Here is an 11,055-nt window from a genome sequence, read left to right on the forward strand (position 1 = left end):
ACTGACGCGAGAGGTGCCGCCCATGCATCGAGCTCTTGCTGTTGTGGTTGCGTTTTTGGTGGGGGTGGTTGGGCCGGTGGTTGCGGTTGCGGCTGATTCGGATGCTGCGCGGGGGGAGTTGCGCGGGATCGTGGAGGACGTCGCGGGGGCTACTGGGAAGCGGTACGACGTTCGGGACGATGCCGGGCATGTGATGGACACGGTGAAGATCGTGGCGGATCCGGCTGGGGGGTATCTGGCGGTTTCGCACCATTTGGCGGCGGACGGGAAGTTCCGGGTGAACCTGGCGACGTCGTCCGATCTGCTCAACTGGCATTGGGTTCGGGAGTTGGCGGGGAGCAACACCGGCCCGGCTTCGCAGCCGACGATCGCGCAGGCTTCGAACGGCGGATTCCTGCTCGCGTGGGAGCAGGAGCGGCCCGGCGGCGGTGACAACCATCTCGCGTTCCGGTTCTTCGCCAATCGGGCGGATCTGCTGGCGGGTAAGGTGCAGCGCGCGTTCGACGCGCCGCGCCGGTTGTCGTCCTGCGCGGAGGGGACGCCGAACATCTACCGGATCACGCTCGCCCCGAATATCGACCACTCGACGATCGACATCGGCGGCCACTATTGGTGGAACTGCGACCGCGACCGCCAGCAACGCGGGACGCTGACCAACTTCAAGACCTGGACGACGACGGCCCAGCCGACCTTCGACAACGCCTTGCTGCACTGGGGTGTCGGCGGCAATATCGGCGACCGCGACCAGACCACTTTCCGCGGTTACAGCTTCGGCCTGATCGAAGGCCAGTACACCAAGGGCGACTTCGGCTCCTGGCGCACGTTCGTCCACGACTACCAAACCGGGAACGCCGACCGCACCACGATCCGTACGGACGCCGGCAGCACGGCCTTCGCCAACCCGACCATCACCGCTCTCAAGGCCCCGAACGGCCGGCCGGCCTTCGTCATCACACTGTTCATCCCCAGCGAAGGCGCCGCCCCCGGCGAAGCCGGACAGCTGATCTACTACCGGACCTACTGACGGGTGAGGCGGTCGATGCGGTGGCCGTCCTCGCCGAAGATGTGCAGTTTGGCGGTGTCCACGGCCAGGCGGATGGGGTCGCCGGGCCGGAGGCCCTCGTTACCGGGGACCTCCAGGATGAGGTCGGCTCGGCGGTGAGCCGGGGCCGGGTCCTCGGGCGGAGGCTCGACCGGCGTCCGGCGGAGCGCGTGGCGGAGTTTGTCGAGAAGTGATTCGTGCTCCGCCGCGTGCCGGGTGTGACCGTTCTGCATCCGGCGGACGGCGGTCGGCGGCCGGACGCCGACGAGGTCGGGGTTGACCAGTTCGAGGCCGCACTCGACGAACGCGATCCACTGGTTGCCGTGGAACTCCAGCGTGCGCAGGGATCCGGCCAGCTGGGTGTCGGCGTCCTTGGTCAGCGTGAAGGCGTCCGAACGGGCGCCGACGATGACGCGGGCGCCGTCGTGCCGGTTCAGGATCAGCGACCGGCGGTCCGTCGGCGGGAGCGCGATCGACTGGGCGCCGAGGTCGAGCGTGACCCGGTGATGCGCGGTCACCTTGACGGTCGCCGACATCAGGTTGATCCGCGGGCTGCCCAGGAAACCGGCCACGAACGCGGTCGCCGGATCGTTGAAGACCTCTTCCGGCGTCCCGATGTCCTCGATCCGGCCGTCGCGCATCACCGCGACCCGGTCGGCCAGCGTCAGCGCCTCGATCTGGTCGTGGGTCACGTAGACGGTGGTGACGTCGAGGTCGCGGACCATCGCGCCGAGCTCCTGGCGCAGCTCGGTCCGCATCGTGGCGTCCAGGTTGGACAGCGGCTCGTCCATCAGGAACACCCGCGGCTGCCGGACGATCGCCCGGCCGATCGCGACCCGCTGCCGCTGACCGCCGGACAGCGTCCGCGGCAACCGGTCCAGGGTCGAGTCGATCTGCAGGATCCGCGCGACGCCGACCGCCTTGGCGTTCGCCTCGGCCGGCTCCTCCTTGGCCATCTGCAACGGGAACAGGATGTTCTCGCGGGTGGTCCGGTTCGGGTACAGGGCGCCGTTCTGGAAGACCAGCGCGACGCCGCGCTCCTTCGGCGGCAGCATGGTGATGTTGGACCGGCCGAACCAGATGTCGCCCGCGGTGATGTCCTCGAGGCCGGCGATCATCCGCAACAGCGTGGTCTTCCCGCACCCCGACGGGCCGAGCAGGACGAGGAACTCGCCGGCCGGGACCTCCAGCGAGACGTCGTCGACCGCGAGGTAGCGGCCGTCGTACACCTTCGTCACCGAGTCCAGTCGGATCCCGGTCATGCACACCTCCGTGGGGCGGGTCGAGGCGAGTACACAGCCCGGCGCGGAGCTTGTCCAGAGGTTGACGGCGTAACAGTAACGAGAACTACTCGTTGTGATTGGGTCCGTACGGGGCCTGACAGGAAGACATGACATGCGTCGTGAGCACGCGGAGAATCTGGTCGGAGAACTGTACGACTCGTTGGTGTTCGTGGCCTTTCAGGCCACTTCGTCCCGCCTGGGCCGGCATCGACGGGTGCTGATCGCGCACAGCGTCGTGCAGCGATTGCCCCAATTGGTCCACAACGACTCGGCCGCGGAGTTGTTCGGCGTCGCGATCCGGGAGGCGTTGCGGGCCGACGAGAAGCGCCGCTGGGTGCGGATCCGCGGTCTGCAGTTCTTCCCGATGAGCGAGGCGCTCGAGCCGCTGCAGATCGAGGAGAGCCTGCGCGTCCTCGCCCCCGAGGTGCGCGCGGCCTGGGCGCTCCAGCAGCGCGCCGGGGTGGACGACGGCACGGCGCTGGCGATCCTGCACACCGCCGGGGTGAGCGCGGCGACCGCCGTCCTCACGGCCGCGCGGCAGGTCTCGACGCCGATCGACCAGGTCTTCGACCCGTGCGCGGTCAAGCTGGTCCCCGAGTGGCAGCCGCCGAAGCGGCGCCGGCCGTGGATCCTCGCCCTGCCATTGGTGTTGATCGCCGGCGGTCTGAGCATCTGGGGCCTGTCGCGGGACGCCGACCGCCCGGCCACCGCCGCGGAGCCGGTAGCGCAGAAGTTCAGCACCACCCAGGCCGACCTCTGGCGGCGGACGTCGAAGCTCGACTTCAGCGCCTGGTCGACCCGCGGAGAGCTTGCCCGGGACAACGAGCTCCAGGAGCGCGTCTGGCGCTTCTGGCAGGCCGGAAAGGGCGTCACCTCCGCCGACGGGACGACGCCGTCCGCGCCCGCCGAGCGCCCCAACCTCCTGTACGCCGGTCGCGTGGGTAGCGCCCTCGTCGTGCTGATGTACGACGGCGCCCGGGTCGCCCGCTATCGCCAGACCGCCGCGGCGGAGGAGCTGCGCGTCGATCGCGTCGACTCCGCCGATCTGATGACGTCGGCCGCCGTCGTCCTGGAGCGGACGCCGGCGGGCCCGCGCTACCTGCTCGCCCCGTGGATCGCCGGCGTCGCCGTCCGCGATCTCACCACCCGCGGCGCGTCGCGACCGCTCGTCGTGAAGGACGGCGTGACCAGTGCCGTTCGGGACGGCGGCCGTGGTTGCCGCAGCCGGAACGTACTCGAGCTGCGCAGCTCGCCGGCCGTCGCGGAGAAGCATGCCTTCGTGCTCGCCGATCTGGGCGACCTGATGCCGGCGCATCTGACCTACATGCCATTGCCGAGCCGAGGCGCCGCCCGCTCCCCGCGCGAGGTGCTCAGCCGCGACGCCCGAGCGTCCTGGGCGCTGCATGCCTGCGGTCTGGATGCCTGGCACAACCGCGGCGTCCGCCTCGTCAACAGCTGGCACTTCGCCGAGCAAGAGCTGCCCACCGGCGGGACGGCGCGGTGGACCTGTCTACGCGTCGACGGCTGGTCGGGCCGCGGCGACGCGTCGATCCGGCTCGAGCCGCCCACCGGCCCGGCCCAGCCGGTCGCGACCGCGGCGAACACCAGCAATTGCAGCCGCTTTGCGCAAAACATCGCTGCGGCGACCATCTGGCGAAACTACGTCATCGCCGCCGGCAGCCGACATGTCTCCCAGCTACGTTTCGAGACCAGTCGCGGCACGAGCGCGCTCACCCCGCCCGCGGCCTTCCCGCTCCGGGCCGGGACGACGATCTCGTCCGTCCGGGCCCGGCTCGACAACGGCACCTCGATCACTGCGTTGACGAGCCCGGCGCTGCGGCCCTGAGCGCTCGCAGTTTGTCGGCGTCCACGCTGTCGGGGTCGGCGGTGAAGACCGCGAGGAATTGCGAGCGATCACTGTCGACCACGTAGTCGCTGTTCAGCTCCAGGGCGCCGACGGTCGGGTGGTTGAGATGCAGGCGTGGCCAGTCCTGTTCGAAGACCGGGTGCTCGGCCCAGATCTCGGCGTACTCCGGGCTCTTGGCAAGTAACTGCTCGACCAGGGCGCAAGCCTCGGGGTGCGTCGGGCCGGCGCTGTGGGTGGCCAGGACCTCGGCCACGATCGCCCGGGAGATCCGGGCGTGGTCCTGGGGCGCGTAGAGCAACCGCTCCGCGGGCTCCAGGAACCAGCGATACGCCCAGAACCGCCGGACGCCGCGGAACCGGGCGTGATCGCCGAAGACCGCGATCGACAACGCGTTCTGGTGCAGGGTTTCGCCGAGGTGGCTGCAGATCTGCGCCGGGGTGTGCTCCAGCTGACGAATCACCCGCAGGAGATGCTCGGCCGGCCGATCGTGCAAATGCCTTGGCGGATTGGGGAAACCGGCCAGCCGGAACAGATGATCGCGTTCGTCATCGGTCAGCCGGAGGCTGTCGGCGAGCGCGTTCAGCAACTGCTCGGACGGGCGTGGTCCGCGCTGCTGCTCGATCCGGCTGTAGTAGTCGGCCGAGATCCCGGCCAGCTCCGCGACCTCTTCGCGGCGCAGGCCGTTCGACCGGCGGCGCGGCGCGCGCGGCAGGCCGACGTCCTCCGGCTGCAGGAGGGCTCGGCGGCTGCGCAGGAAGTCGGCGAGCATCGCCCGATTCGGTGCTGTGCCCTGGATCACAGGACAAAGTATCCCTGGTAGCCGATCGGCGGCCTTGATTCGGTGGTCACCATGAAACGAATCCTGACGATGGTCGCGGCGGTTCTCCCGCTCGCCGTCCTGCTGCCGGCGCCGGCCGGCACGGCGGCAACGAGCACCGGCACGACTGCCGGTACCGCCTGCTCGAACCTGACGGTCGCACCGCCGTCCGGCGCCCGCGTGGACTCCGTGACCGCGGTCGACCGGCCCGGCGGCACGGTCACCTTCCCGCCGAACCCGCCGTTCCCGAACGAACCGGTCGACGGCGTTCCGGCGTACTGCGAGGTGACCATCCAGCTCAGCCACGCCGACGATCACGTCAAGACCGTGGTCTGGCTGCCGAAGACCGGCTGGAACGGTCGCTTCCAAGCCCTCGGCGGCAGCGGCTACTGGGCCGGCGAGTTCGGCGCGCCGTGGGCCAAGGCCGTCAAGGCCGGGTACGCCGTTGCCTCGACGGACGCCGGCGTCGGGCCGTCGCCGTTCACCGCGGACGACTGGGCCCTGAAAGCGGGCAAGGTCGACCGCACGCTGCTGACCAACTTCGCCTCCCGCTCCGCGCACGATCTCGCCGTCGTCGGTAAGGCCGTCACCAAGCAGTACTACGGCCGCGCGGCGTCGTACGCGTACTGGAACGGCTGCTCCACCGGCGGTCGTCAGGGGTACGTCGAAGCCCAGCAGCACCCCGACGACTTCGACGGCATCCTGGCCGCGTCGCCCGCGATCAACTGGGAGCGCTGGACGGTCGCCGCGATCTGGCCCGCCGTCGTGATGAATGCCGAGCGCAACTATCCGACCAAGTGCGAGTTCGACGCGTTCGCCGACGCTGCCCGCCAGGCCTGTGACAACGACCAACCGCAGAACTGTCGCTGGGCGCCCGAACGCCTGATCGGCAAGACGATCCTCTGCGAAGGCAAGCCGGTCACGATCACCGCCGCCGACGCCAAGGTCGTCCGCAAGATCTGGGACGGCCCCCGCGGCCTCTGGTACGGCCTCACCCGCGGTACGTCGTTCGACGGCCTGGCGGTCACCAGCGGCCAATCCGCCGTCCCGTTCGCCGTCCCCGACAGCTGGGTGCGCAACTTCCTCAAGCTGGACCCGAAGTTCGACACCAGCACTCTGACCTACACCCAGTTCGCCAAGCTCTTCCGCCAGTCCCAAGCCCAGTACAACCGCATCATCGGCAGCGACGACCCGGACCTGTCCGCCTTCCAGCGCTCCGGCGGCAAACTCCTCTCCTGGCACGGCCTAGCCGACAGCCTCATCCCCGCCCAAGGCACCATCAACTACCGCCAACGCGTAGAACGCGAACTCGGCGGCCCCACCCGCACCAACACCTTCTACCGCCTCTTCCTCGCCCCCAACGCCGGCCACTGCGGCGGCGGCACAGCCCCCACCGACCCCTTCGCCGCCCTGGTCACCTGGGTAGAACACAACAAACCCCCAGCAACCCTCCCCGCCGCCAACCCGGACGGCAGTGAATCCCGCAATCTCTGCGCATATCCGAAACACTGCCGCTGAGTTTTGCCGCTGAGTTTGCCGGTGGGCCGTCGTACGGGGGTACGACGGCCCGTTGGGTCAGTGGGGTGGGCAGATCCAGGGTTCGGTGTTGACGGTGGCGGTGAAGACGGGTTTTTCGGCTTGGGTTGCGGTGACTTGGACGACGGTGTGGTCGGTGGGGACGGCGGTGACGAAACAGGGCTGGTCGAATTCGACGTAGCGGAAGAACTGGGTGTCGAAGCCGGTGGTGGTGACCGGGATCGGTAGGCAGGCTTGGGCTGCTTGGGCGGCGGCCTCCAGGAGGACCATGCCGGGGACGTGGTCGTGGGGGTGGTCGAACAGGACGTTGTGGGTGGTGTCGACGCGGAGCTGCCAGGTGTGGGCGTCCTCGGTGGGCGAGAGGACGACGTTGCCGGTGTCGCCGCGGCCGACCAGAGCGGCGGGAACGGCTGCTGGGACGGCGATCGCGCGCCGGAAGGCGTCCTTGGCGTCGGCGTACGGGCCGCGGAGGCGGTTGTAGATGGCCGGCGGGTGCGCGCTGTAGTGGACTTCGGCGCCGCCGGCGTGCAGGCCGCCGATCAGCGCGTCGATCCGGGAGACGAGATAGGTCGAGCCGAGCCGGCGGCGGGTGACGGACGGGTGGGTGATCTGCAGGGTGACGACGTCGGCCTCGCCGACGACGAGCGCGGCCGAGTTGATCCAGGAGCGGATCCGCTCCCAGCCGAGGCGGTGCCCGAGCGGGATCTCGTGCACGTCGTGACTCAGTAACGCCAGCGCCTGGCGCAGGGTCTCGGTGAAGATCAGCGGGGTGTAGCGGTCCCCCTCGGTGTAGAAGCTGTGCCGTTGCGGCCAGCGCACGGTGACGTGCTGGACCAGGTCCGGAAGCGCGCGCCAGTCCAGCACCAGCGCTTCGTCCTGCTTTTCCTTACGGACAAGCGTTTGAATATTCATGACTTTCCCCCCTGTGGGCGACAGGTGTCTCTCGCGTATAAATTAAAGAATGTTGTTCTTTTCGTGAAGCCTGCAATTTGTGATCGCGGGATTTCAGCGAGTGACGGGCGAGAGAGGTGGGTATGGCGGGACGAGCGGTGAAACAGGCGCGCGCGGAGCGGACGCGCGCGGCGGTGCTGGAGGCGGCGGCCGAGGTGTTCGCCGAGCTGGGGTTCTCCGGGGCCAGCGTGATGAAGATTGCCGACCGGGCCGGGGTGACACTCGGCGGCGTGTACTTCCACTTCCGGTCCAAGGAGGAGCTGGCCCGGGCGATCGTGGCCGGCCAGCCGGAGTTCGTCGTCCCGCCGAAGGCCTCGACCGGGCTGCAGCGCGCTATGGACGTCACGCTGGTCTGGGCCGGTCAGCTCGCGGAGAGCCCGATGCTGCGCGCCGGGGCCCGCCTGGTCTGGGAGCAGGACCGGTTCATGGGCACCGTGGAGAACTCCCACGAGCAGTGGACGGCGATCGTGGCCGCCGATCTGCAGGCCGCGCAGGACGAGGGCGAGCTCCGTCCCGGCGTCGACGTCCAGGCGGTCGCCCGCCTCGTCGTGAACGCCTGTACCGGCGCGCAGATGCATTCCTACGTCGAGACCGCGCACAAAGATCTGCCCGAGCGGGTCGAGGAGATCTGGCGTTGCCTGCTCCCGGCCCTGAAGAACTGAGGGGACGACGCAGTGCGGAATCTGCTCGCGGACAAGACGATCATGATCACCGGGGCGTCGAGCGGGATCGGCGCCGCCGCGGCCCGGCTGTTCGCCGCTGAGGGGGCGGCCGTGGTGCTGCTCGCCCGTCGCAAGGACCGGCTGGACGAGGTCGTCGCCGAGATCCGCGCCGCCGGCGGGCGAGCGGTCGCGACACCGGGTGACGTCGTCGACCCGGAGGCCGTCCGGCGCTGCGTCGCGACCGCGGTCGCGACCTTCGGCGGCCTGGACGGCGCTTTCAACAACGCCGGCTGGGGGACGATCGGCCCGCGCATCCACGAGACGGACGACGCGCTCTTCGAGCAGATCATGGGCGTCAACGTCCGAGGCACCTGGAACTGTCTCCAGCACCAGCTGCCGGTGCTCAATTCCGGCGGCTCGGTGGTCAACACCTCCAGCACCGCCGGCGCCTTCGCGACCGGCGCCATCTCGCCGTACGTCGCCGCCAAGCACGCCGTCCTCGGGCTGACCCGCGCGGCCGCCGCGGAGTACGGGCCGCGGGTCCGGGTGAACGCGCTGATCGTCGGCACCGTCCGGACGCCGTTGATGGACGAGGCGATCCGCGAGCTGCCCGCGCTCGAGCAGGGCTCGGTCGCGCGGCAGATCCAGAAGCGGATGGCCGAGCCGATCGAGGTCGCTCGTGCCGCTGCGTGGCTGCTCAGTGACGAAGCGTCGTTCATTACCGGCGGAGCTGTCCCCGTCGACGGCGGCGCGTCGGCAGTTTAGGCCGATCGACGCGGTGTGACGTCCCGAACTCACGTGGTGAGAGAGTTTCGTTGACCTTAAAAAAAAGATCACTATCATTTTAGTGTCCTGGGGGGACGCTGCCAGTTGATGTCTCGTTGCGATGACATGTGAGGTGGAGCAGTGGCACAGGGGACAGTGCGGGTGCTGGTCGTCGAGGGAGCCTCGGCGGAGATCGAGGCCCGAAGGCAGGAGCTGCGCCGGCAGGGGTACGCCGTCAGCAGCGTGGACACCGGGGCGAAGGCGCTGCAGGCGCACCGGACGTCGGATTTCGTGCTGCTCGATCTCGACCTGCCCGATATCGACGGGCTCGAGGTGTGCCGGTCGATCCGGGCGGCGGGGAACAAGCCGATCATCTCGGTCTCGACCGGTGCCGAGACCGACCGGGTGCTGGCGCTCAAGGCCGGCGCCGACGACTGCGTCGACGCGCAGTGCGGTTCGCGCGAGATGCTGGCCCGGATCGAGGCGGTGCTGCGCCGCTCGCTGCCGTGCAAACAGCCCGGCCGGATCATCCGGGTCGGCGATCTGAGTATCGACGCCCAGACGCACGAGGCGCGGCTGCGCGATCGGCCGGTGTCGCTGACCGGCAAGGAGTTCGAGCTGTTGCACAAGCTGGCCTCGCATCCCGACGAGCCGGTGTCACGCAAACAGTTGATGGCCAGTGTGTGGGAGACCAGCTGGGCCGATTCGAGTCGCACGATCGACACCCACGTGCGGAGCCTGCGGGCCAAACTCGGCGCGAGTTCCTGGATCATCACTGTCCGCGGGGTCGGGTACCGCATCGGTCGTGGCTGACAGAGGCCGTGTCCGCCCGCGGGTCGCCCCGGACCGGACACGGCCTCGCCGGCGATCAGGCTGCGTTTGGTCGCCGGGTCGGGAAGCCGTGCTTGCGGGCGCCGATGACGACCAGCAGCACGGGCACCATCAGGGCCAGCACGCCCCACGCGAAGGATTTCGGTCCCAGCTGGGCGAGCAGGATGCCGCCGACGGCGCCGCCGCCGGCCATGAACGAGTTCCAGGTCGTGACCAGCAGCGCCTGGCCGCGGTCACCACCGGCGTCCGTGACAGCCGTCTGCAGCAGCGTGGTCACGCCGCCCCAGCCGAGCCCCCACAAGACGACGGCGACGTACACGACGAGGGCATTCGTCGCGAGCAGTCCGAGGGCGACCGCGGAGACGACGACCAGGCCGGCCGAGACGATCGTCAGCGTGCGCAGCTTGCGGTCGACCAGGGCGCCGGTGAGCACGATGCTGATCACCGAGGCGATACCGAAGACCAGCAGCACCAGATCGCGCCGGTTGCCCATCCCGTACTCCTCGAGGAATGTCGAGATGTAGGTGTAGAGGATGTTGTGCGACAGCACCCAGGCCGCGACGGTGAACAGGACGGCGACGACCCCGGGCAGTTTGAGCGCCTGCAGGATCGGCTCGCGCTGACCGAGCTTCTGGCCGGCCGCCGCCGGGACGGAGACGGCGATCCAGCCGAGCAGCAGCACGGAGATCACGGCCACCAGGCCGAAGGTGAGCCGCCAGCCGAAGATGTTGCCGAGGAACGTGCCGACCGGGATGCCGAGCGCCAGCGCGAGGGGGACGCCGGCCATGGTCACCGAGATCGCTCGGCCTTGCAGATGCGGTGGCGCCAACCGGCGCGCGTAACCGACCAGCTCGGCCCAGACGGCCGCGGCCGCGATACCGGCGAGCAGGCGGAAGCCCATCGTCAGGATGTAGCTGGACGACAGCGCGGTGACGATGTTCGCGATCGCGAAGACCGAGACCGCGAGCAGCAGCAGCTGCTTACGGCCCCAGGTGGCCGTGGCCACCATCAGCGGGATCGCCGAGACGCCGGTCGCGATGGCGTAGATGGTCAGCGACTGTCCGGCCGCCGACTCGCTGACGCCGAGGCCGCGAGCCATCTCGGGCAGGACGCCGGCCGGCAGCGCCTCGGTCAGGATGCCCATGAAGGCGGCGGTGCTCAGCGCGAGCAGCGGCGACCACGGGAGTTTGTTACTGGTGGCATCGGGTGGGGTGGGAGTTGGGGTCTCAGTCTGGGAAGCAGCCATGGCAGTATGGTCAAACCTTTTCATCTATGTGAAGGTCAAGGTCAACGGAAGTGAG

Annotated in this window: 10 protein-coding genes; 6 read left to right on the forward strand and 4 right to left on the reverse strand. The window is 69.3% G+C overall.

Annotated features, from left to right (window positions below; all coding sequences use genetic code 11):
- Positions 1-22 precede the first annotated feature (22 nt).
- Complete coding sequence (locus ACZ6ZD_RS13395; protein ID WP_465671552.1) at positions 23-1,024, forward strand: hypothetical protein; 1,002 nt, start codon at positions 23-25, stop codon at positions 1,022-1,024.
- On the opposite strand, the gene ACZ6ZD_RS13400 is transcribed toward ACZ6ZD_RS13395, so the two are convergent.
- The gene (locus ACZ6ZD_RS13400) at positions 1,018-2,304 is read right to left on the reverse strand and encodes an ABC transporter ATP-binding protein (protein WP_465671554.1); all 1,287 of its coding nucleotides are present in this window, start codon (positions 2,302-2,304) and stop codon (positions 1,018-1,020) included. The two genes, ACZ6ZD_RS13395 and ACZ6ZD_RS13400, sit on opposite strands and share 7 nt — an antisense overlap.
- 133 nt (positions 2,305-2,437) lie before the next feature.
- Between ACZ6ZD_RS13400 and ACZ6ZD_RS13405 the strand changes: the two genes are divergently transcribed.
- A complete protein-coding gene (locus ACZ6ZD_RS13405; RefSeq protein WP_465671556.1) occupies positions 2,438-4,171 on the forward strand; it encodes a hypothetical protein in 1,734 nt (577 codons plus the stop codon).
- Here ACZ6ZD_RS13405 and ACZ6ZD_RS13410 read toward each other — a convergent pair.
- Positions 4,137-4,991, reverse strand: a complete 855-nt coding sequence (locus ACZ6ZD_RS13410; RefSeq protein WP_465671558.1) for a helix-turn-helix transcriptional regulator — start codon at positions 4,989-4,991, stop codon at positions 4,137-4,139. The two genes, ACZ6ZD_RS13405 and ACZ6ZD_RS13410, sit on opposite strands and share 35 nt — an antisense overlap.
- Positions 4,992-5,042: 51 nt before the next feature.
- Here ACZ6ZD_RS13410 and ACZ6ZD_RS13415 point away from each other — a divergent pair, with 51 nt between their 5' ends.
- Positions 5,043-6,527 carry a tannase/feruloyl esterase family alpha/beta hydrolase gene (locus tag ACZ6ZD_RS13415; RefSeq protein ID WP_465671560.1) on the forward strand — a complete coding sequence of 495 codons (1,485 nt, stop codon included), beginning with the start codon at positions 5,043-5,045 and terminating at the stop codon, positions 6,525-6,527.
- Between the two features lie 57 nt (positions 6,528-6,584).
- Here the strand turns inward: ACZ6ZD_RS13415 and ACZ6ZD_RS13420 are convergent, their stop codons facing one another.
- Positions 6,585-7,457 (reverse strand): ScbA/BarX family gamma-butyrolactone biosynthesis protein, encoded by an 873-nt coding sequence (locus ACZ6ZD_RS13420; RefSeq protein WP_465671562.1) that lies wholly within the window; start codon positions 7,455-7,457, stop codon positions 6,585-6,587.
- A gap of 122 nt (positions 7,458-7,579) precedes the next feature.
- Here ACZ6ZD_RS13420 and ACZ6ZD_RS13425 point away from each other — a divergent pair, with 122 nt between their 5' ends.
- The 3 genes from ACZ6ZD_RS13425 to ACZ6ZD_RS13435 all read left to right on the forward strand — a co-directional run bounded on the left by ACZ6ZD_RS13425 (position 7,580) and on the right by ACZ6ZD_RS13435 (position 9,736).
- Entirely contained in the window at positions 7,580-8,158 is a 579-nt protein-coding gene (locus ACZ6ZD_RS13425) for a ScbR family autoregulator-binding transcription factor (RefSeq protein ID WP_465671564.1), read from the forward strand.
- A gap of 12 nt (positions 8,159-8,170) precedes the next feature.
- Positions 8,171-8,923: an SDR family NAD(P)-dependent oxidoreductase gene (locus tag ACZ6ZD_RS13430; protein ID WP_465671567.1), complete on the forward strand. Its 753-nt coding sequence runs from the start codon at positions 8,171-8,173 to the stop codon at positions 8,921-8,923.
- Positions 8,924-9,064: 141 nt separating this feature from the next.
- A complete protein-coding gene (locus ACZ6ZD_RS13435; protein ID WP_465671569.1) occupies positions 9,065-9,736 on the forward strand; it encodes a response regulator transcription factor in 672 nt (223 codons plus the stop codon).
- A 55-nt stretch (positions 9,737-9,791) separates the two neighbouring features.
- On the opposite strand, the gene ACZ6ZD_RS13440 is transcribed toward ACZ6ZD_RS13435, so the two are convergent.
- Positions 9,792-11,000, reverse strand: a complete 1,209-nt coding sequence (locus ACZ6ZD_RS13440) for an MFS transporter (protein WP_465671571.1) — start codon at positions 10,998-11,000, stop codon at positions 9,792-9,794.
- Positions 11,001-11,055 lie beyond the last annotated feature (55 nt).

Source organism: Kribbella sp. NPDC104218 (assembly GCF_055584105.1).